Origin of the sequence: Bradyrhizobium vignae (genome assembly GCF_900324035.1) — a bacterium.
Classification (GTDB): Bacteria; Pseudomonadota; Alphaproteobacteria; order Rhizobiales; family Xanthobacteraceae; genus Bradyrhizobium; species Bradyrhizobium vignae.
Genome location: NZ_LS398110.1, coordinates 6,248,726 through 6,271,328, shown reverse-complemented (window position 1 = coordinate 6,271,328; position 22,603 = coordinate 6,248,726). Strand labels below are relative to the sequence as shown.

Here is a 22,603-nt window from a genome sequence, read left to right as displayed (position 1 = left end):
GACGCCGAGCGCAGGCTCGCCCGCCGGGTTTTCCCTGCAAAATTCCCTGTAAGCAGGGAATTGATCGCCGGCCGCCTTTTGCACTATTGAGCGGGCGTTTTTAATGTCGCGTTGGCTTGGGTGGAACGGAGCGGAGGCCTTCTAACTGGGGGGCGAGTTTTCCCTGTTATCGCCGTCGGCCACACTTGGTTCGGCCGCTCTTATCAAAAGGGCGCTTAAGAGCGAGACAAACAAAAGTCGACGCCACCGGCTGCCCGGCGTTGCGGCGGTTAAGGTTGTAGCTGGCCACTGATTTTTCTCGGCCTAGCCCATTTGGGGGAGACGCCAGGCGGCAGGGCTCCAAGACGCAAAATCGCCCGCTGGAGGATCAATAGTTGCTCCCCTCGGGGTTCGCATGACCCCGTCGTCTCTCCTACCGGAAGCGGCCATAGCAAGGCAATGAACTAAGGTCAGCCGAGCCACAAGCGGATGAACCACGCACGGATCGCTCGGGGCCGCCTCAAGCCGGCTCTCGACCACTCTTGGCTCGTTCCTGTGCTTTTGCATGAACCGGCGAAGATTGCCGGGCACCAGGGCCCGGATGCACATGGACGTCCTTGGCCGCCAGCGGTTCACCGCATTCCGAGCAGACCATCACGGGATCGAACATCCTCTTGCAGCTCTTGTGTTCGTGCAGCATCGGTCGGCCGCGCGAGTCGACCATATGCACGTTGCCCCAGTGCACGATCGACATGATGATCGGGTACAGATCCAGGCCCTTCTGGGTCAGGATGTACTCGTAACGCTTTGGTGCTTCCCGATAGGGGATTTTCCGCAGCACGCCGAAACGCACCAGCTTCTTCAGCCTGTCGGCGAGCAGATGGCGAGTAATCCCCAGCGACGCCTGGAAGTCGTCAAACCGGCGGACGCGAAGAAAACACTCGCGAAGGACGAGCAGACTCCAACGATCACCGATCACCGCGACGGTGCGGGCCAGGGAGCACGGCTCCTCTTCGAGTGCATCCCATTTCATCAACTTCCTCCGCGTTTTCCGGCTGCAGCAAAATAAATTCTAAAACAGAACTTATATGATTTCAATAGGATGCCTGTCTGGCAGGTATTGGATGACGAATATCATATTGACAGTTCTATAATAGAACTTATGGTTCGGACGAGGTTCAAACGAGGCGGCGGTCGAACCGCTGATGCGTCGAAGGGAAGAGCGTTGCCATGGTTGCTGCGGTGAAGGTCGAGTTTCACTTCGATTTCGGAAGTCCCAACGCTTATCTCGCCGAGCTCGCGTTGCCGGAAATCGAGAAGCGTACCGGCGTCAAGTTCAACTATGTCCCGGTGCTCCTTGGCGGCGTCTACAAGGCGACGGGCAACATGTCGCCGGCGGACTCGCTGCGCGGGATCAAGAACAAGCCGGAATACAATGCGCTAGAGACCACGCGCTTTCTGCGTCGCCACAACATCACGAAGTTCACGCCGAACCCGTTCTTTCCGGTGAACACGTTGAGCTTGATGCGCGGTGTCGTCGCGGCCGAATTCGAAGGCCTGTTCGAGTCCTATTTCCGCGCGGCCTATCACCACATGTGGGTCGAGCCCAAGAAGATGGACGACCCGCAGGTGTTCCGCGAGGCGTTCCTGTCGTCTGGTCTCGACATTGACCGCATCATCGCGCGCGCCCAGCAGGATGACGTCAAGAAGAAGCTGATCGAGAACACCACGCGCGCCGTAGAGCGCGGCAGCTTCGGCTCTCCGACCTTCTTTGTCGGCGACGAAATCTATTTCGGCAAGGATAGTCTGCGCGACGTCGAAGAGGAAATCCTCGCCCAACTCGCCAGCGCGCGGCGCAAGACCGCGTGATCATAACGTCGAGGCAAAACCAAAAGGCAAGAAGCCGTTTCTCAGGGAGGGTGCCGTGGTCTCATTGACCCAAGAGACAATAGGGAGTGTGGACGGTCTGCCGAACCGGATCCATCACGTGATGGCGCCGCATGTCGCAGCAACGCCGGATCGCATGGCGCTGGTCGATGACACCGCGACGCTGACCTATCGCGAACTCAATGGAGCGGTTCAGGCCACAGCTGACACGCTGCGTACGCTTGGCATCCGCGCCGGCGACCGCGTGATGATCGTCAGCGAGAATTCGATCCCGCTCGCTTGTCTGCTGCTCGCCGCGAGCTTGCTCGATGCCTGGGCGATCGTGGTCAATCCGCGGCTGTCGCCGCGAGAGGTCGACCAGATCCGGGATCACAGCGGCGCAAGGCGGGTGTTTTTCACTGCCGGGGTATCGCAGGAAGCAGCCACCCATGCCGTTAGGTGCGATGCGCCGCTGCAGGAGCTTGGGCCGCTGCGCGATATCGGCGTGACTGCGCTGAACGCGGACACGGCGGCGGAGCCGGTCGAAGCCGATGGCGCCAAGCAAGTCGCGGTTCTCATCTACACGTCTGGCACGACGGGCACGCCCAAGGGCGTGATGCTGACCCATCGCAATCTCCTGTTCAGTGCGCGGGGCACGGCCGGCTGGCGCAAGATGACCGCGGCCGACGTGCAGTATTGCGTGCTCCCGATCTCGCACATCGTCGGGATCTCCCTGCTCACCATGACCTTGATGGTCGGCGCGAGGGTGCGCCTGGTCGCAAAATACGATCCGGCAGCCTTGGCGAAGGCGATGGCGGAGGAGGGCATCACGATCCTCAACGGTGTGCCTGCGACCTATCAGCGCCTGTTGGAGTACCGCCGCAATGCCGGCCTGCCGAAGCTCGATCGTGGCTGCCTGCGCTTGATCGCGGTTGCGGGCGCGCCGCTGGACCTCGAACTCAAGTCGCGCGTCGAGCAGGAGCTGGGCTTGCCGCTGCTCAATGGCTACGGGATCACGGAATGCTCGCCGGGCATCTCGGGCGTCCGGATCGAGTCCCCGAGGGCGGATCATGCGGTGGGGACAGTCCTGCCGGGCGTGGAGACCAAGCTCGTGGGCCGCGACGGCAAACCAGTAGCGGGAGATGCGGTCGGTGAACTCCACGTCCGTGGGCCGAACGTGATGCGCGGCTATTATCGCGCACCCGATCTGACTGCGAAGGCGATCGATCCGGATGGCTGGTTCAATACCGGCGATCTGGCTCGCTTTGAAGGCGATGTTCTCTACATCGTTGGGCGTACCAAGGAGATGATCATTCGGTCAGGATTCAACGTCTACCCGGCCGAGATCGAGGCTGTGCTGAGCACGCACGACGCGGTGGTGCAATGCGCCGTGGTCGGACGGCCGGTCGAGGGCAATGAAGAGGTTGTCGCCTTCGTGCAGCTCATCCGCGGTTCAAAGGCGACGGCGCAGGATCTCATGGCCCACATAGCTCCGCAACTCACCTCATACAAGCGACCGTCGGAAATCATCCTGATCGACGCGCTGCCGGCGACGTCGACGGGCAAGATCCTGAAGCACAAGTTGGCTGAGTCGCTGCGCAGTCCAGGCTGACGCTTTGCCTGACAAGAAGTTCTCTCGGAACGAAGGAAAAGGCCATGCAAAAGAGAAACGCCACCGCAGCCGTGATCGGTGCAGGGGACTATATCGGTGCCGAGATCGCCAAGAAATTCGCGGTCGAGGGATTTTCGATCTATGCCGGCCGCCGCAACGGCGACAAGCTGGCGCCGCTGGTCAAGGACATCGAAGCCGCCGGCGGCGAGATCCACGCCCGTTCACTCGACGCCCGCAAGGAGGAGGAGATCATCTCCTTCCTGAGCGACGCCGATAAGCACGCGCCGCTCGAGGTCTGCATCTTCAATATCGGTGCCAACGTCAATTTCCCGATTCTCGATACCACCGAGCGGGTGTTCCGCAAGGTCTGGGAAATGGCATGCTATTCCGGTTTCCTGGCGGGACGTGAGGCAGCGCGGCTGATGACGGCTCGCGGCGGCGGCAAGATCTTCTTCACCGGGGCGACCGCGTCCTTGCGCGGTGGCAGCGGTTATGCCGCCTTCGCCAGCGCGAAGTTTGGCCTGCGGGCTGTCGCGCAGGCGATGGCCCGCGAGCTCGGTCCGAAGAACATCCATGTCGCGCATCTCATCATCGACTCCGGCGTCGATACGGAATGGGTGCGCCAGCGCCGCATCGAGGCGCTTGGCCCCAACGCGCTTGACAATCCGGACCTCTTGATGCCCCCAGCGGCGGTCGCCGGCGCCTACTGGCAGCTCTACCAGCAGCCAAAAACCGCCTGGACATTTGAGCTGGAGATCCGTCCGTTCGGCGAGAAGTGGTAAGGAGCCGGTCCGATGGAGCTGGCATTGTCGCCGGAAGATGCGGCGTTTCGCGACGAGGTTCGCGCATTCATCAGGGATCATTACCCCGAGGAAATGCGCGTTCCGAACCCCGAGACCGATCTGACCAAGGAGCAGTCGCTGCTCTGGCATCGCATTCTCTACGAGAAGGGCTGGATCGCGCCGCTGTGGCCGAAGGAGTATGGCGGCCCCGGCTGGTCGATCACGCAGCGCTTCATCTTCGAACAGGAGACCTCCCGGGCGGGGACGCTGCCGCCCCTGGCGTTCAGCGTCACCATGGTCGGCCCCGTCATCTACACTTTCGGCAACGAGGCGCAGAAGAAAAAATTCCTGCCGCGGATCCTGTCCGGCGAGGATTGGTGGTGCCAGGGCTATTCGGAGCCGGGCTCCGGCTCGGACCTTGCGACCGTCAGAACCAAGGCAGTGCGCGAGGGCGATCATTATATCGTCAACGGTCACAAGACCTGGACCACGCTGGCGCAGCACGCCGACTGGATCTTCTGCCTGGTGCGGACCGATCCGAACGCGAAGCCGCAATCCGGCATCTCCTTCCTGCTGATCGACATGAAATCGCCCGGCGTCACCGTGCGGCCGATCATCACGATCGACGGCAGCCACGAGGTCAACGACGTCTTCCTCGAAAATGTCCGCGTGCCGGTCGAGAATCTGGTCGGCGAGGAGAACAAGGGCTGGACCTACGCCAAATTCCTGCTCGGCAACGAGCGCACCAGCATGGCGGGTATCGGCCGGTCGACCCGGTACATCCAGAAGCTAAAGCAGATTGTGAAAGCGGAAATACCGGCCGACGATCCCGCGCATCTCGAGTTCCTGCGCGACATCGCCCGTATCGAGCTCGACGTGCTGGCATTGGAGGCAACCGAGCTTCGCGTGGTGGCACAGATGGCGCGCGGCATCGATCCCGGTCCGGCGGCCTCGCTGTTCAAGATCCGCGGCACTGAGATATTCCAGGATATCACCGAGCTCATCCATCGCGCGATCGGCAATTACGGTCTTGCCATCCGCGAGCATCCGGTCAGCGCCAACCGTTTCATGCCGGGCCCTGAGCACGCTCATACCGCGTCGGAGAAATACCTGAACTCGCGCAAGCTCAGCATCTACGGCGGATCCAACGAGATCCAGCGCAACATCATCGCCAAAGCCGTGCTCGGGCTCTAGCCACGGCGGATCGGGAGGAGCGGATGGATATTCAGTTCACGGAAGAGCAGGAATTGCTGCGATCCAGCGTGCAGCGCCTGCTGCGCGACCAGTACGATTTCGAGGCGCGGCGCAAGATCGTGGCGAGCGAGGAGGGCTTCAGCCGGACGCAATGGGAGGCCTTCGCCGAACTCGGCCTGCTCGCCGCGCCGTTCTCCGAGAACGCCGGCGGTCTCGGCGGCGGTCCGCTGTCGACCATGATCATCATGCATGAGTTCGGCCGTCACCTCGTCGTCGAGCCTTTCCTCGAGACGGTAGTGCTGGCCGGCAGCCTGATCGAACATGCCGGCACGCCCGAGCAGCAGCAGGCCTTCATCCCCGGCATCGTCGACGGCAACAAGATCTGGGCGCTGGCCTGGACGGAAAAGGTTTCCCGCTTCGACTTTGCCGATGTCACGACGACGGCGCGGCGCGAGGGCAACGACTACGTTCTGAGCGGCACGAAGACGATGGTGATCGCTGCGCCCTGGGCCGACTATCTGATCGTCTCGGCGCGGACGTCCGGTGACGACCGTGACCGCGCCGGCGTCAGCCTGTTCGTGGTCGACCGGCGTGCCGCTGGACTCGATCTCCAGAGCTTCAAGACGATCGACGGCCGCCGGGCCGCCGAGATCAGCCTGCGCGAGGTCCGCGGGCAATTGCTCGGGCGGGAAGGCAAGGGCGTCGCCTTGCTGGAAGCCGGTCGCGACCGCGCCATCGCCGCGCTCTGCGCCGAGGCGGTCGGCGCCATCGGCGAGCTGAATTCCGCGACGTTGGACTATTCGAAGACCCGCAAGCAGTTCGGCACGACCATCGGCTCCTTCCAGGTCCTCCAGCATCGCATGGTCGACATGTTCATTGCTCATCAGGAGGCGCTCTCCCTGATGCAACATCTCAGCCTGAACCTCAGCGCCGGTGACGGCCTGTCGCGGCTCGCCTCCGGCGCCAAGTCGAAGATCGGCTATGCCGCTAAGTTCGTCGCTGATCAGGCGGTGCAGCTTCATGGCGGCATGGGAATGACCGACGAGTTCAATGTCGGGCACTATTTCAAGCGTATCTCCTCCATCAACATCCAGTTCGGCGATCCGGCGTTCCACGTGCTGCGCTACGCGCAGCTGGACGCGGCCGCGTAAACAGAAGGGGTCAGCATGACGATTGAAGCAGTCATCGTTTCCACCGCAAGGACGGCTGTCGGCAAGGCCTATCGCGGCGCCCTCAACAACACGGACGGTCCGACCATGGCCGGGCACGTGATCGCCGAAGCGGTGAAGCGCGCCGGCATTGCGCCCGATGAGGTGGAGGACGTCGTGATGGGCTGCGCGATGCAGCAGGGCACCATGGTGATGAACGTGGCGCGCAAGGGCGCGATCCGCGCCGGTCTGCCGGTCACCGTTGCCGGCACCACCATCGACCGGCAATGCGCGTCGGGCCTGCAGGCTATCGCGGTGGCCGCACGGTCGGTCATGCTTGACGGGGTCGAGGTCGCGATCGGCGGCGGGATTGAGTCGATCAGCCTCGTGCAGAACGAGCACATGAACAAGTTCCACGCCGTCGATGACGAGCTGATGGCGATGAAGCCTGAAATGTACATGTCAATGCTGGACACCGCGGAGGTCGTCGCCGAGCGCTACAAGATCGGCCGCGACCAGCAGGACGAATACAGCCTCGAATGTCAGCGCCGCGTCGGCGCTGCGTTGCAGGCCGGCCGTTTCAACGACGAGATCGTACCGTTCACGACGAGGATGGCGCTCGTCAACAAGGACACCAAGGAGGTCACCTACGAGCAGGTGACGCTCACCAAGGACGAAGGCCCGCGTCCGGAAACCACCGCCGAGGGCCTCGCCAGGATCAAGCCGGTGTTCGAGGGCAAGACCATCAGCGCCGGCAATGCCAGCCAGCTTTCGGATGGCGCTTCGGCCTGCGTGATCATGAGCGATAAGATCGCGGCTAGGAAGGGTCTCAAGCCGATCGGCATATTCCGCGGCTTCGTCGCTGCCGGCGTCGAGCCGGACGAGATGGGCGTTGGCCCGGTTGCCGCGATCCCGCGGCTCCTCAAGCGCCACAACCTGAAGATCGACGACATCGATCTCTGGGAGCTCAACGAAGCATATGCGGTGCAGGTGATCTATTGCCGCGACAAGCTCGGCATCGATCCGGACAAGCTCAATGTCAATGGCGGCTCGATCGCGATCGGTCACCCCTACGGCATGACCGGCTCGCGCCTCACCGGGCACCTTCTGATAGAGGGTCGTCGGCGCAAGGCGAAATACGGCGTCGTGACCATGTGCATCGGCGGCGGCATGGGAGCCGCCGGTCTGTTCGAAATCGTCCACTGAGCGGCAAAGGCGGGGAGATCATTCGTGAAGACAGCGATCACTGAACTGTTCGGCATCCAGCATCCGATCATCCAGGGAGGCATGCACTATGTCGGCTTTGCCGAGCTGGCCGCTGCGGTATCGAATGCCGGCGGCCTTGGCATCATCACCGGCCTGACGCAGCGGACGCCGGAATTGCTGGCGAAGGAGATCGCGCGGTGTCGCGACATGACCGACAAGCCGTTCGGCGTGAACCTCACCTTCCTGCCGACCTTCTCGACGCCGCCTTATCCCGAATACATCGCAGCCATCAGGGAGGGAGGCGTCAAGGCGGTGGAGACGGCTGGCCGCAGTCCGGAACAGTACATGCCCGCGCTGAAAGCGGCGGGCATCAAGGTGATCCACAAATGCACATCGGTCCGGCACTCGCTCAAGGCCGAGAAGATCGGCTGCAACGCCGTCAGCGTCGATGGTTTCGAGTGCGGCGGGCACCCCGGCGAGGATGACATCCCGAACATGATCCTCTTGCCGCGGGCGGCCGATGCGCTGAAAATCCCGTTCGTGGCCTCGGGCGGCATGGCCGATGCGCGCAGCCTGGTCGCTGCGCTGTCGATGGGGGCCTCGGGCATGAACATGGGCACCCGCTTCGTCGCCACCAAGGAAGCGCCGGTCCACGAAAATGTGAAGCAGGCGATCGTCAAGGCGAGCGAGCTCGACACCGTGCTGGTCATGCGCGCGCTGCGCAATACCGAGCGCGTCCTCAAGAACAAAGGGGTCGCCCAGCTCGTCGAGATCGAGCGCAGCAAGGGCGCCAGCCTGACGATCGACGACATCCACGACCAGGTCGCGGGCGTCTATGCCAAGGTGATGGTTGACGGCGACATGGACGCCGGCGCCTGGAGCTGCGGGATGGTGGTCGGCCTCATCGACGACATTCCGACCGTCAAGGAGCTGATCGATCGCATCATGAGCGAAGCGGAGACGATCATTCGTCAGCGGCTGACCGGCTTCCTGGACGGCAAGGTTGAGACGGAGAAGGCGCGCGCAGTCGCCTGAACTGCGCTTCTGGGCACGGCAAGGTCGCGAGCCGGCATGACTTGCCGGCCGGACATGGAGGTCTGATCGCATGAGCGCACCTGTCTGTCTGATATCCGGCGTTGGGCCAGGCACGGGATCGGCGCTGGCGAGACGATTTGCCGAGGGAGGATATCGCCTCGCTCTTCTCGCCAGGAACGAGGAACGCCTCGCCGCGCTGGCGCAGCAATTGCCGGGCGCAAAGGCCTATCCGTGCGACGTGTCCGATGCCGCGCAAGTCGAGGCCGTGGCATCCGCCGTCGAACGAGATCTGGGCAGTCCCGCCGCCGTCATCCATAACGCCGTCGGCGGGGCGTTCGGCAGGTTCAGCGAAATCGATCCGGAGATCCTCAACCGCAACTTCCAGATCAACACGATGGGGCTGCTGTATCTGGCGCGGCGGTTTACCCCGGCGATGATACAGGCGGGCAGCGGCGCCGTCGTCGCGACCGGAAATACGTCGGCGTGGCGAGGCAAGCCGGGCTTTGCCGGTTTCGCTCCGACCAAGGCGGCGCAACGCATCCTTGCCGAGGCAATCGCGCGTGATCTCGGACCGCAGGGCGTCCACGTCGCCTATGTCGTCATCGATGCCGTGATCGATCTCGAATGGACGAGAAAGCGTTGGCCGGACCGGCCGGACGACTTCTTCATCAAGCCGCGAGCGATCGCGGATGAGATATGGCACGTTGTTCACCAGGATCGCAGTGCCTGGTCGTTCAATGTGGAGATCAGGCCGTTCGGCGAAGCCTGGTGTTCGTAAGGGAATAGGCGTCGCCGATCAAATCATAACAAGCTTAGGAGGAAATGTAGATGTTGATGAGGAGATTCGTACTTGCCGTGGCCGCGCTCGCGGCATTTGCGGGGATGCCGGTTCATGCCGATACGCCCGGTGTCACGGAATCGGAGATCAAGATCGGGGCGACATTCCCGTTCAGCGGCCCCGCTTCTCCGCTCAGCAACACCGGCAAGGGCCTCATTGCGTACGTTCGCTCGATCAACGACCATGGCGGCGTCAATGGCCGCAAGATCAACCTCGTGACCTATGATGATGCCTATAGCCCGCCGAAGGCCGTCGAACAGACCAGGAAGCTGATCGAAGGTGACGAGGTGGCATTGCTGTTCAGCCCGCTCGGGACACCGGGTCTCAGCGCGACCGTCAAATATGTGAACGGCAAGAAGGTGCCACACCTCTTCGTCGTCAGCGGCGCGACCAAGTTTGCCAATTTCACCGACTTTCCGATGACGACCACGGGACTGCCGAGCTACAACACCGAAGGCAAGATCTACGCGAAGTACATCACCCGGACGGCGCCCGACGCGAAGATCGCGATCCTCTACCAGAATGATGACCTCGGCCGCGATTTCGTCGCGGCGTTCAAGGAGGCGTTAAGAGCCGATTTCGATCGGAAGGTGGTCGCCTCGCCATACGAAGTTACCGAACCCACCATTGAGTCCCATGTGGTGTCACTCAAGGCCTCGGGAGCCCAGGCCTTCGTGATCGCGGGCACGCCGAAATTCACCGCCCAGGCGATCAAGAAGGCGAGCGAGATCGGCTGGTCGCCGCTCACCATCATCAACTATGTCTCGAGCTCAGTCTCCGCAACCATCCTGCCGGCCGGACCGGACAAGGCGGTCGGGGTTATCGCCGCGACCGTCACAAAGGATCCGAACGACAAGAGGTGGGCCGACGACCCGGGCATGAAATGGTATCGCCAGCACTTCGAGAAATATCTTCCCGGCTCCGACATTGGCGACAACAATTACCTGTTCGGAACCCAGCAGGGCCAGATCCTGGAGCAGGTGCTCAAGCAATGCGGCAACGACCTGTCGCGCGAGAACATCCTGAAGCAGGCGCGCAGCATCAAGGGGCTCGTGCTTCCGACGCTGATGCCCGGTATCGCGATCAACACCGGCCCGAGCAACAGTATGGCGTACACGCAGCTTCAGCTGCAACGCTGGACTGGAAGCTCCTGGGAGCAGTTCGGCAATGTTCTGAGTGCCGACCAGAACCAATCAGCACCAGAGCGCCCGTGATGCTGACCCTCCGTACCCGAGTCGGGGGCTTGGCGTGTTCGGCGAGTACGAAATCAAAAAGGCGCCCGGTGCCGAGCGGCGCAACGGCGAGAAGCCGTGGCCGGACCATATCGCGCGTGGGCATATCGGGAAAATTTGGAACAGGCGCCCCGAACGGTGGTTTGACGCTTTGGGAGCTTCGGCGTGCTCGAAGGAAGATCCGCAATGGCGCTCCAGACCGGCCCCGGGAATCGGCTTTTGGCGGCTTTGCCGCCTGCGGATCTCAACCTGCTTGAGCCTCACGTTCAGAAGATAGCGTTCGAATCTGACGCTGTGCTGGTGCGAACCGGAGATGAGCTCAAACAGGTCTATTTTCCCGTTAGCGGCGTCTTGGCGTTCCTGGTCGAGATGTCGGACGGACACATTGTCGCTTCCACTCTCATGGGCTCGGAAGGAGCGGTCGGCGCTCTCGCCATTCTAAGTCCCTCGCACTCGCCAGTCACGGCAACGGCCTATGTGGCCGGAGCTGCGCTCCAGATTCCTGTCCCACGGTTGCAGCAAGCCTATGAGCAGAGCGGCGCCATCAAGCGTGTTCTGCGCCTCCATCTCCGCACTCAATTGTTGCAGCTTCAGAATGTGGCGGCCTGTAACGCGGTGCACCCGGTGGAATGCCGTATGGCCCGCTGGCTGCTCGAGATACATGACCGCGTCGCCAACGGCGAGATTAGATTGACCCAGGAGGCGCTCGCACAACTTCTTGGCGTGCGGCGAACGACCGTGTCTCTAACGATGCGTAAACTTCGGGCAATCGGATGCATCATATCGGAGCGGCGCGGCGTCTTGGAGGTCCACCGAACGCGGCTCGAGAACGTCGCTTGTGAGTGTTACGGTGTGATGCGCCAGAGGATCAAACGAATGTATGAGGGGGAGCTGGGCTCCCCGAATGTTTCGCAGCCGCAATACTTCCCTTTCTCATGAAATCGAATGGTTTCCACGGAACAGCAGCGTTTGGCGGCACATCGAGCGGGGCAACCGTTGCCGAAGTCATCCATCGGCTTCTGACCCCCTGTGCGGGTTCTCCTCTGCAATTTTCTCGTAGCAGGGAACTGATCCTGGTGCCGCTCCGCGGAGGTGTTCTGCATCTCCGATTCCCCACTCGGGTCGGCGCGGCAGCTGATGATGTCTCGTCCATCACCTTGCCCGGTGGGGTCATTTCTGTCGGAACGACCGATTGAATGACATTGCGAGCGGCCCGACGATGTACTCGAATGCGGTTTTTTGGAAGGCGGGGATCATCATGGTCGCGGGGCCGAGATACCAGGCGAATGTTCGGCAGGCGCGCCGGGCCGAACATTCGCCCAATCCATCGCCTCGCAACGTCAGACCAGATAGTCGTGATAGCTGATAAGCGTTCCCGTGTTCTTGTCTGCCTCCGTGTGGAAGCCCGCGGCATCGTACTGGCCCAACAGGGTGATGTCGGTGGTATGGACTCCGTCAGTCACCGACAGGGTTCCTCCAGTGCCGGCCTGATTTGCGACATAACTCGCGGTCGTGCCGACCCCGAACGCCACATCGAGGAGATCGAGGTGGTCATTCCCGTCAAATCCGGACACGAGCCCGCTAAAGTCGAAGGAGTCGTGGAGCACGATTGTCCCGGTGGCTCCGGCATCAAGCGTTATCTTGGTCGATGAGGCGGCTCCGAATTCGAACGTGGCTACACCGTCCATCAAGGCGGTGCCGCCGCCAGTGACGCTGCCATTGACGGTGATGTTGGCTCCATGCGCCCACAGCCGCCCAGAATTATCGAGGTTGCTGTCGATGACCATCCCGCCGCTTCCAGTCGCCTCAAGGGTTCCGGAATTGACGATCGCGTTTGTCCCGGTATCGATATCGAGCACATTGACGCCAGTGGCGACAATCGTGCCTTTGTTGACCAGCCCCATCATCCCGTCCCCGAGATGGCCCGCGCCGGCGATCGTGTTGTCCACATTCGTCAGCGTGACGTCGGAGGTCGTTCCGGTGATCAGGTTCTGATCGCTGTCGGACAGCGCGACCTGCCCATGCCCCTGGAGCGTGATGCCGTGTTCGATCAGCTCCAGGCTTGTCCTGTTTCCGGTCGAGTTCAACTCAATTGTACCCGTGTTGTCGATGGTGCCGCTCAACGGAAGCAACGCGCCGTCGCCTATCACCAGGCTGCCGGAATTTTCCGTAACGGGGGTTTGATCGAATACGAAATTGCTCGATGTGAGCGATGTCGGAAAAGTGATCGATTGGCCTTCTCCCAACTCGATCACGGCGTTGCCGCTGGCGTCGCTCACAGTATGCGCCTGAACGTCGGCGAACGAGGTGAAGGTGGCGTAATCGATCAGATCGATTTGGTCATGCATCGCGTCGAAGTTATAAACCACGTCATGACCGATCGGCTGCGCGAACACCAGCAGGTCGTTCCCGCTCGAAGCCGTCAGATGATCGTCGCTCGACACAGCAAAGATGGGTGATCCCTTCGCATAGGCTTCGACATTGTCGGCCACGGTTGCCGTTCCCGTAGTGCCATCGGTGTTCGTCCAGGTCTGCGTGACGTTCAGCACCACGGCGCCTGCGAAATCCAGCGGCGAAGTGATTGTCATCGACTGCACATCATTTGTGTGAGCAGTCCAGGTGCCATCGCCGTTGTTCGTAGCGTTACTAAGGCTCCAGCCCAAGGGCACCCCGCTGATCGTGACGGTGATGACGTCGTTGGGATCATCTGAGGGATCGCTCAGAGCCAGGTAGATGGCCTCGCCAGCAATACCGGCAGGCGCAAGGACAGTGGCGCCGCTCCCTTTCACGATCGTGACGGTGTCAGTGTCGGCGAGGCCTCCTCCGTCGGTCGTTGTCATGGTCAAAGTCCGCGTGGTGTTGTTTGACCCGCCACTAAACGTCACGCCAGCCAAGGCCGCGTTGATGTCGGAGATCGAACCGGAGAACGTCATCGTTTTGGTGCCGTTGGCACCGGAACTGAATGTAAGGCCTGATGTGGTGGAGAGCGTCAAGACGCCGGTCGACGTTTGCGAAGAGCTGCCCAGTGAGAGTGAAACAGTCTCGATGCCGTTGTCGACATCGTTGACTCTCAGCGTGAAAGTGGCTGTTGAGCCACCACCGCTACCGTTTCCAACGGCCTGCTGCCCCGGAACGGTGTTGACCGGCGCATCATTGGCGCCGCTGATGGTAACGGTTAGCACCGCTGTGTCGGTTAGGCTGCCGTCAGTTACGGTGTAGTTGAAGGTGTCGGTCGTCGACTGGCCGACGTTGAGCGCCTGCACGGTTGCGTCGTTCTCGTTGACCACGTACGTGTAGCTGCCGTTAGCGTTGAGTGCCAGCGTGCCATGCGCGCCCACCAGGCCGACGCCCAAAGTGCCGGCCGTGCCGGCCCCCTCGATGCCGCCGGTGCGGATCGCACTGACCGTCAGGCTGCCGCTGTCGACATCGGTGTCATTGGTCAGCACATTGCCACTGCCGTTAATGCCCCCCGATCCGTTCGCCGTGCCGCCTTTCTCGGTCGCTGCCGTGGCACCCGGACTGGCACTGGTGTCATTGACGGCGATCGGCGCATCATTGGTCCCAGTGATGGTCACCGTCACGGTCCCGGTGGCGGTGCCGTCCTGGCTCACCACCGTGAACTGGTCCTGCACCTGCTGCCCGGCGGAGAGCTCATTGTGGGCGCCGTTGCCGGTGTAGCTCCAGGTGCCATTGGCATCGATGCTGAAGTCGCCGTAAGTGCCGTGGACGTTGGTCTGCGCCAGGACATGGGCCTGACCGGTATCCGGATCGGTGATGGTCAGCTGGCCGGAAGTGTTCAGCGCGGCGGCAGTATTGCCTTCGGTGACGGACTTGGAGTCCGATGAGACCGTGGCCGCATCGTTTGTGCCGGTGATCGTCACCGTTACGGTCCCGGTGGCGGTGCCGTCCTGGCTCATCACGGTGAACTGGTCCTGCACCTGCTGCCCGGCGGTGAGCTCGTTGTGCGCGCCGTTGCCGACGTAGCTCCAGGCGCCGTTGGCATCGATGGAGAAGTCGCCGTAGGTGCCATGAACGTTGCTCTGCGCCACGACATGGGCTTCGCCGGTGTCAGGATCGGTGATGCTGAGCTGGCCGCTGGTGTTGAGCGCAGCGGCGGTGTTGCCCTCAGCGACGGACTTGGAGTCCGACGAGACCGTGGCGGCATCGTTGGTCCCGGTGATGGTCACCGTGACGGTGCCGGTGGCGGTGCCGTCCTGGCTGGTCACGGTGAATTGGTCCTGCACCTGCTGGCCGGCGGTGAGTTCATTGTGGGCACCATTGCCGGTGTAGCTCCAGGCCCCATTGGCATCGATCGAGAAGTCGCCGTAGGTGCCGTGGACGTTGCTCTGCGCCACGACGTGGGCTTCGCCGCTATCCGGGTCGGTGATGCTGAGCTGGCCACTGGTGTTGAGCGCGGCGGCGGTGTTGCCCTCAGTGACGGACTTGGAATCCGAGCTGACCGTCGCCGCATCATTGGTGCCGGTGATGGTCACCGTGACGGTGCCGGTGGCGGTGCCGTCCTGGCTCACCACCGTGAACTGGTCCTGGACCTGCTGGCCGGCGGTGAGCTCGTTGTGGGCGCCGTTGCCGGCGTAGGTCCAGGCGCCGTTGGCATCGATCGAGAAGTCGCCGTAAGTGCCGTGGACGTTGATCTGCGCCAGGACATGGGCCTGACCGGTATCCGGATCGGTGATGGTGAGCTGGCCGGAGGTGTTCAGCGCGGCGGCGGTGTTGCCCTCAGTGACGGACTTGGAGTCCGAGCTGACCGTCGCGGCATCGTTGGTGCCGGTGATGGTCACCGTCACAGTGCCGGTGGCGGTGCCGTCCTGGCTCACCACCGTGAACTGGTCCTGGACCTGCTGCCCGGCGGTGAGCTCATTGTGGGCGCTGTTGCCGGTGTAGCTCCAGGCCCCGTTGGCATCGATCGTGAAGTCGCCGTAGCTGCCGTGGACATTGCTCTGCGCCACGACGTGGGCTTCGCCGGTGTCGGGGTCGGTGATGGTCAATTGCCCTGAGGTGTTGAGCGCGGCGGCGGTGTTGCCCTCAGCGACGGACTTCGAGTCGGACGAGACGGTCGCGGCATCGTTGGTGCCGGTGATCGTCACCGTGACGGTGCCGGTGGCAGTGCCGTCCTGGCTGGTCACCGTGAACTGATCCTGGACCTGCTGCCCGGCGGTGAGCTCATTGTGGGCGCCGTTGCCGATATAGCTCCAGGCCCCATTGGCATCGATCGAGAAGTCGCCGTAGCTGCCATGAACGTTGCTCTGCGCCACGACGTGGGCTTCGCCGGTGTCGGGATCCACAATCGTCAGTTGGCCCGAGGTATTGAGTGCCGCGGCCGTGTCGGCCTCGGTGACGGACTTCGAATCCGAGCTGACCGTTGCCGCGTCGTTGGTCCCGGTGATGGTCACCGTGACGGTGCCGGTGGCGGTGCCGTCCTGGCTCACCACCGTGAACTGGTCCTGCACCTGCTGGCCGGCGGAGAGCTCATTGTGGGCGCCGTTGCCGGCGTAGGTCCAGGCGCCGTTGGCATCGATCGTGAAGTCGCCGTAGGTGCCGTGGACATTGCTCTGCGCCACGACGTGGGCTTCGCCCGTGTCCGGGTCGATGATGCTGAGCTGGCCCGAGGTGTTGAGCGCGGCGGCGGTGTTGCCCTCGGTGACGGACTTGGAGTCCGAGCTGACCGTCGCCGCATCATTGGTGCCGGTGATGGTCACCGTGACGGTGCCGGTGGCGGTGCCGTCCTGGCTCACCACCGTGAACTGATCCTGCACCTGCTGCCCGGCGGTGAGCTCATTGTGGGCGCCGTTGCCGGTGTAGCTCCAGGCGCCATTGGCATCGATGCTGAAGTCGCCGTAGGTGCCGTGCGAGTTGGTCTGGGCCACGACATGGGCCTGACCGGTATCCGGATCGGTGATGGTCAGCTGGCCGGAAGTGTTCAGCGCGGCGGCAGTATTGCCTTCGGTGACGGACTTGGAGTCCGATGAGACCGTGGCCGCATCGTTGGTGCCGGTGATCGTCACCGTTACGGTCCCGGTGGCGGTGCCGTCCTGGCTCATCACGGTGAACTGGTCCTGCACCTGCTGCCCGGCGGTGAGCTCGTTGTGGGCGCCGTTGCCGGTGTAGCTCCAGGCCCCGTTGGCATCGATGCTGAAGTCGCCGTAGCTGCCATGAACGTTGCTCTGCGCCACGACGTGGGCTTCGCCGGTGTCGGAGTCGGTGATGCTGAGCTGGCCGGAGGTGTTGAGCGCGGCGGCGGTGTTGCCCTCGGTGACGGACTTCGAGTCAGAGCTAACCGTCGCGGCGTCGTTCGTGCCGGTGATGGTCACCGTGACGGTGCCGCTCGCGGTGCCGTCCTGGCTCACCACCGTGAACTGGTCCTGCACCTGCTGGCCGGCGGTGAGCTCATTGTGGGCGCCGTTGCCGATATAGCTCCAGGCCCCGTTGGCATCGATCGTGAAGTCACCGTAGGTGCCATGAACGTTGGCCTGCGCCACGACGTGGGCTTCGCCAGTGTCGGGGTCGGTGATGGTGAGTTGGCCGGAAGTGTTGAGCGCGGCTGCGGTGTCGCCTTCGGTGACGGACTTGGAGTCCGAGCTGACGGTCGCGGCATCATTGGTCCCGGTGATGGTCACCGTGATAGTGCCAGTGGCCGTGCCATCCTGGCTGGTCACGGTGAACTGGTCCTGGACCTGCTGTCCGGCGGTGAGCTCATTGTGGGCGCCGTTGCCGGTGTAGCTCCAGGCGCCGTCGGCATCGATGCTGAAGTCACCGTAGGTGCCATGAACGTTGGCCTGCGCCACGACGTGGGCTTCGCCCGTGTCCGGGTCGGTGATGCTGAGCTGGCCGGAGGTGTTCAGCGCCGCGGCCGTGTCGCCTTCGGTGACGGACTTGGAGTCCGACGAGACCGTCGCGTTGTCGTTGGTGCCGGTGATGGTCACCGTGACCGTGCCGCTCGCCGTGCCATCCTGGCTCACGACCGTGAACTGGTCCTGCACCTGCTGGCCGGCGGTGAGCTCATTGTGGGCGCCGTTGCCGGTGTAGCTCCAGGCGCCGTCGGCATCGATGGAGAAGTCGCCGTAGGTGCCGTGGACGTTGCTCTGCGCGACAACGTGGGCTTCGCCGGTGTCAGGATCCACAATCGTGAGCTGGCCGCTTGCATTGAGCGCGGCGGCGCTATCACCTTCGGTGACGGACTTGGAGTCCGAGCTGACGGTCGCCGCGTCGTTGGTCCCGGTGATGGTCACCGTCACAATGCCGGTGGCGGTGCCGTCCTGGCTCACCACCGTGAACTGATCCTGCACCTGCTGCCCGGCGGTGAGCTCATTGTGGGCGCCATTGCCGATATAGCTCCAGGCCCCGTTGGCATCGATCGTGAAGTCGCCATAAGTGCCGTGGACGTTGGTCTGCGCCAGGACATGGGCCTGACCGGTATCCGGATCGGTGATGGTCAGCTGGCCGGAAGTGTTCAGCGCGGCGGCAGTATTGCCTTCGGTGACGGACTTGGAGTCCGATGAGACCGTGGCCGCATCGTTTGTGCCGGTGATCGTCACCGTTACGGTCCCGGTGGCGGTGCCGTCCTGGCTCATCACGGTGAACTGGTCCTGGACCTGCTGTCCGGCGGTGAGCTCATTGTGGGCGCCATTGCCGGTGTAGCTCCAGGCGCCGTTGGCATCGATGGAGAAGTCGCCGTAGGTGCCATGAACGTTGCTCTGCGCCACGACATGGGCTTCGCCGGTGTCAGGATCGGTGATGCTGAGCTGGCCGCTGGTGTTGAGCGCAGCGGCGGTGTTGCCCTCAGCGACGGACTTGGAGTCCGACGAGACCGTGGCGGCATCGTTGGTCCCGGTGATGGTCACCGTGACGGTGCCGGTGGCGGTGCCGTCCTGGCTGGTCACGGTGAATTGGTCCTGCACCTGCTGGCCGGCGGTGAGTTCATTGTGGGCACCATTGCCGGTGTAGCTCCAGGCCCCATTGGCATCGATCGAGAAGTCGCCGTAGGTGCCGTGGACGTTGCTCTGCGCCACGACGTGGGCTTCGCCGCTATCCGGGTCGGTGATGCTGAGCTGGCCGGAGGTGTTGAGCGCGGCGGCGGTGTTGCCCTCGGTGACGGACTTCGAGTCGGACGAGACGGTCGCGGCATCGTTGGTGCCGGTGATCGTCACCGTGACGGTGCCGGTGGCAGTGCCGTCCTGGCTGGTCACCGTGAACTGGTCCTGCACCTGCTGGCCGGCGGTGAGCTCGTTGTGGGCACCGTTACCGCTGTAGCTCCAGGCGCCATTGGCGTCGATCGAGAAGTCGCCGTAGCTGCCGTGGACATTGCTCTGCGCCACGACATGGGCTTCGCCGGTGTCGGGGTCGGTGATGGTCAATTGCCCTGAGGTGTTGAGCGCCGCGGCCGTGTCGCCTTCGGTGACGGACTTCGTGTCGGAAGAGACCGTCGCCGCATCGTTGGTGCCGGTGATGGTCACCGTCACAGTGCCGGTGGCGGTGCCATCCTGGCTCACGACCGTGAACTGGTCCTGCACCTGCTGCCCGGCGGTGAGCTCGTTGTGGGCGCCGTTGCCGATATAGCTCCAGGCCCCATTGGCATCGATCGAGAAGTCGCCGTAGCTGCCATGAACGTTGCTCTGCGCCACGACGTGGGCTTCGCCGGTGTCGGGATCCACAATCGTCAGTTGGCCCGAGGTATTGAGTGCCGCGGCCGTGTCGGCCTCGGTGACGGACTTCGAATCCGAGCTGACCGTTGCCGCGTCGTTGGTCCCGGTGATGGTCACCATCACAGTGCCGCTCGCCGTGCCATCCTGGCTCACGACCGTGAACTGGTCCTGCACCTGCTGGCCGGCGGAGAGCTCATTGTGGGCGCCGTTGCCGGCGTAGGTCCAGGCGCCGTTGGCATCGATCGTGAAGTCGCCGTAGGTGCCGTGGACATTGCTCTGCGCCACGACGTGGGCTTCGCCCGTGTCCGGGTCGATGATGCTGAGCTGGCCCGAGGTGTTGAGCGCGGCGGCGGTGTTGCCCTCAGTGACGGACTTGGAATCCGAGCTGACCGTCGCCGCATCATTGGTGCCGGTGATGGTCACCGTGACGGTGCCGGTGGCGGTGCCGTCCTGGCTGCTCACGGTGAACTGGTCCTGGACCTGCTGTCCGGCGGTGAGCTCATTGTGGGCGCCATTGCCGGCGTAGCTCCAGGCCCCGTTGGCATCGATCGTGAAGTCGCCGTAGCTGCCGTGGACGTTGCTCTGCGCCACGACGTGGGCCTGACCGGTATCCGGATCGGTGATGGTCAGCTGGCCGGAAGTGTTCAGCGCGGCGGCAGTATTGCCTTCGGTGACGGACTTCGAGTCCGACGAGACCGTGGCGGCATCGTTCGTGCCGGTGATGGTCACCGTCACAGTGCCGGTGGCGGTGCCGTCCTGGCTCACCACCGTGAACTGATCCTGCACCTGCTGCCCGGCGGTGAGCTCATTGTGGGCGCCATTACCGATATAGCTCCAGGCGCCATTGGCGTCGATCGTGAAGTCACCGTAGGTGCCATGAACGTTGGTCTGCGCCACGACGTGGGCTTCGCCGGTGTCGGGGTCGGTGATGGTGAGCTGGCCACTGGTGTTGAGTGCGGCGGCAGTATTGCCTTCGGTGACGGACTTGGAGTCGGAGCTGACCGTCGCCGCATCATTGGTGCCGGTGATGGTCACCGTCACGGTGCCGGTGGCGGTGCCGTCCTGGCTCACGACCGTGAACTGGTCCTGGACCTGCTGCCCGGCGGTGAGCTCGTTGTGGGCGCCGTTGCCGGTGTAGCTCCAGGCCCCGTTGGCATCGATCGAGAAGTCGCCGTAGGTGCCATGCGCGTTGCTCTGCGCCACGACGTGGGCCTGACCGGTATCCGGATCGGTGATGGTCAGCTGGCCGCTGGTGTTGAGCGCGGCGGCGCTATTGGCCTCGGTGACGGACTTCGAATCCGAGCTGACCGTCGCGTTGTCGTTGGTGCCGGTGATGGTCAGCGTGACGGTGCCGGTGGCGGTGCCGTCCTGGCTCACCACCGTGAACTGGTCCTGGACCTGCTGGCCGGCGGTGAGCTCATTGTGGGCGCCGTTGCCGATATAGCTCCAGGCGCCGTTGGCATCGATCGAGAAGTCGCCGTAGCTACCGTGAACATTGCTCTGCGCGACAACGTGGGCTTCGCCGGTGTCAGGATCCACAATCGTGAGCTGGCCGCTTGCATTGAGCGCGGCGGCGGTGTTGCCCTCGGTGACGGACTTCGAGTCGGACGAGACGGTCGCGGCATCGTTCGTGCCCGTGATCGTCACCGTCACGGTGCCGGTGGCGGTGCCGTCCTGGCTCACCACCGTGAACTGGTCCTGCACCTGCTGCCCGGCGGTGAGCTCATTGTGGGCGCCGTTGCCGGTATAGCTCCAGGCCCCGTTGGCATCGATCGTGAAGTCGCCATAGGTGCCGTGGACGTTGGTCTGCGCCACGACATGGGCCTGACCGGTATCCGGATCGGTGATGGTCAGCTGGCCGGAAGTGTTCAGCGCGGCGGCAGTATTGCCTTCGGTGACGGACTTCGAGTCCGACGAGACCGTGGCCGCATCGTTGGTGCCGGTGATCGTGACTGTGACCGTCTGGGTAGCTGTCGAGCCGTGGCCGTCATTGATCGTCACCACGAAGCTCTCGGTGACGGTCTGGCCCGCAGCGAGGTATTGGGCAGCCGCGTTGTTCAAATTGTAGTGCCACTGCACCGAGCCGTTCGCGGCATTGGCCGCCTCGTTGACCGGATCGAGCGAAAACGTGCCAAGCGAGGTCGTATTCGCGGGCGACGCTACAAACGTCGCTGTGTGGGTATCACTCAGATCCACATCGGTGAAGCCGATGCTGCCTGCGGTATTCAGGGAATCCGACGGGTCCGGTTTCGACGGCGCGTCTTCCACCACCGAGCCGCTCTGCGGGCTCGAGGTCATATAGACCGCGTCGTTCACGCCATTGAACTGGAGCGTCACCGTCGCCCAGCTCAGCGTGCCGTTGCCCATCTGAATTGCGTAGGTGAATGTATCGGTCAGCGTTTGCCCGGCCGCCAGCGCTTGAAGCTGAGGGTTGATATCGCCCTTGTCGTAATGAACGGTGCCGTCCGACTCGATCCAGATGCGCGCACCGAGCGCGCTGCGGTCACCGGTTCCGGCCATGCCGGCCGCGTCGCTGCTGTACGCCACATCCTTGACCAGCAAATCCGCAGGGGCGTAGCTCTTGGTGGACGCGGAGGCGCTCGTTCCGTCGTCCAGCGAGAACAGCGTCTTGGCCGCGCCGCCAAGATCGTTTGCCAGCACGTTCAAGATGAGAATGTTGCTGGCGTCTTCCGTAAACGAGAAAACGTCGGCGTTGGCCTGCGGAGTATTTCCAAACGAAACCGTGCTGCCGCCGCCCGTGGTCTGCGTCGCCATAGCTAAATCCTCCGGATGATACGCCGTCCGCGTTCACGGACCTGGAATTGCACAATTGCGCGGTGATAGTCGGCCGATGCCTTGCCTACACCGTTGAAGAAAAATGCTCTGCTGCCGAGCAAGACTGTCGTCATGCTGAGGGCTGAGAAAATCTGCAAAGAATGCATGCGACGAACTCAAGCTTGTCTGGAGCTGGCGTCGCTCCGAGCTCGCAATAGGAGATCGCGGCCTGACAGGAACGAGAGATTGTCCTTGGGCGCCGGACCGTGCGCGACG

Annotated in this window: 12 protein-coding genes; 10 read left to right on the top strand and 2 right to left on the bottom strand. The window is 63.1% G+C overall.

Going from position 1 to position 22,603, the window contains the following annotated elements; translation table 11 throughout:
• Positions 1–499: 499 nt before the first annotated feature.
• On the bottom strand, positions 500–1,012 hold the full coding sequence (locus tag BRAD3257_RS30460; protein WP_122404960.1) for a winged helix-turn-helix transcriptional regulator: 513 nt from the start codon (positions 1,010–1,012) through the stop codon (positions 500–502).
• 197 nt (positions 1,013–1,209) lie between these two features.
• Between BRAD3257_RS30460 and BRAD3257_RS30455 the strand changes: the two genes are divergently transcribed.
• From BRAD3257_RS30455 to BRAD3257_RS30410, 10 genes are all read left to right on the top strand, one after another.
• The gene (locus BRAD3257_RS30455; RefSeq protein ID WP_122404959.1) at positions 1,210–1,848 is read left to right on the top strand and encodes a 2-hydroxychromene-2-carboxylate isomerase; all 639 of its coding nucleotides are present in this window, start codon (positions 1,210–1,212) and stop codon (positions 1,846–1,848) included.
• A 55-nt stretch (positions 1,849–1,903) separates the two neighbouring features.
• Positions 1,904–3,457, top strand: a complete 1,554-nt coding sequence (locus BRAD3257_RS30450) for a class I adenylate-forming enzyme family protein (protein ID WP_347338406.1) — start codon at positions 1,904–1,906, stop codon at positions 3,455–3,457.
• A gap of 44 nt (positions 3,458–3,501) precedes the next feature.
• Positions 3,502–4,239 (top strand): SDR family oxidoreductase, encoded by a 738-nt coding sequence (locus BRAD3257_RS30445; protein WP_122404958.1) that lies wholly within the window; start codon positions 3,502–3,504, stop codon positions 4,237–4,239.
• A 12-nt stretch (positions 4,240–4,251) separates the two neighbouring features.
• Complete coding sequence (locus BRAD3257_RS30440) at positions 4,252–5,433, top strand: acyl-CoA dehydrogenase family protein (RefSeq protein ID WP_122404957.1); 1,182 nt, start codon at positions 4,252–4,254, stop codon at positions 5,431–5,433.
• 23 nt (positions 5,434–5,456) lie between these two features.
• The gene (locus tag BRAD3257_RS30435) at positions 5,457–6,584 is read left to right on the top strand and encodes an acyl-CoA dehydrogenase family protein (RefSeq protein WP_122404956.1); all 1,128 of its coding nucleotides are present in this window, start codon (positions 5,457–5,459) and stop codon (positions 6,582–6,584) included.
• A gap of 15 nt (positions 6,585–6,599) precedes the next feature.
• The gene (locus tag BRAD3257_RS30430) at positions 6,600–7,787 is read left to right on the top strand and encodes an acetyl-CoA C-acyltransferase (protein WP_122404955.1); all 1,188 of its coding nucleotides are present in this window, start codon (positions 6,600–6,602) and stop codon (positions 7,785–7,787) included.
• A gap of 24 nt (positions 7,788–7,811) precedes the next feature.
• Positions 7,812–8,822 carry an NAD(P)H-dependent flavin oxidoreductase gene (locus BRAD3257_RS30425; RefSeq protein WP_122404954.1) on the top strand — a complete coding sequence of 337 codons (1,011 nt, stop codon included), beginning with the start codon at positions 7,812–7,814 and terminating at the stop codon, positions 8,820–8,822.
• Between the two features lie 70 nt (positions 8,823–8,892).
• Positions 8,893–9,600 (top strand): SDR family NAD(P)-dependent oxidoreductase, encoded by a 708-nt coding sequence (locus tag BRAD3257_RS30420; protein WP_122404953.1) that lies wholly within the window; start codon positions 8,893–8,895, stop codon positions 9,598–9,600.
• A gap of 50 nt (positions 9,601–9,650) precedes the next feature.
• Positions 9,651–10,874 (top strand): ABC transporter substrate-binding protein, encoded by a 1,224-nt coding sequence (locus BRAD3257_RS30415; RefSeq protein ID WP_122404952.1) that lies wholly within the window; start codon positions 9,651–9,653, stop codon positions 10,872–10,874.
• A gap of 204 nt (positions 10,875–11,078) precedes the next feature.
• Complete coding sequence (locus BRAD3257_RS30410; RefSeq protein WP_122404951.1) at positions 11,079–11,831, top strand: Crp/Fnr family transcriptional regulator; 753 nt, start codon at positions 11,079–11,081, stop codon at positions 11,829–11,831.
• Positions 11,832–12,232: 401 nt separating this feature from the next.
• On the opposite strand, the gene BRAD3257_RS30405 is transcribed toward BRAD3257_RS30410, so the two are convergent.
• Positions 12,233–22,327, bottom strand: a complete 10,095-nt coding sequence (locus BRAD3257_RS30405; protein ID WP_122404950.1) for a VCBS domain-containing protein — start codon at positions 22,325–22,327, stop codon at positions 12,233–12,235.
• Positions 22,328–22,603 lie beyond the last annotated feature (276 nt).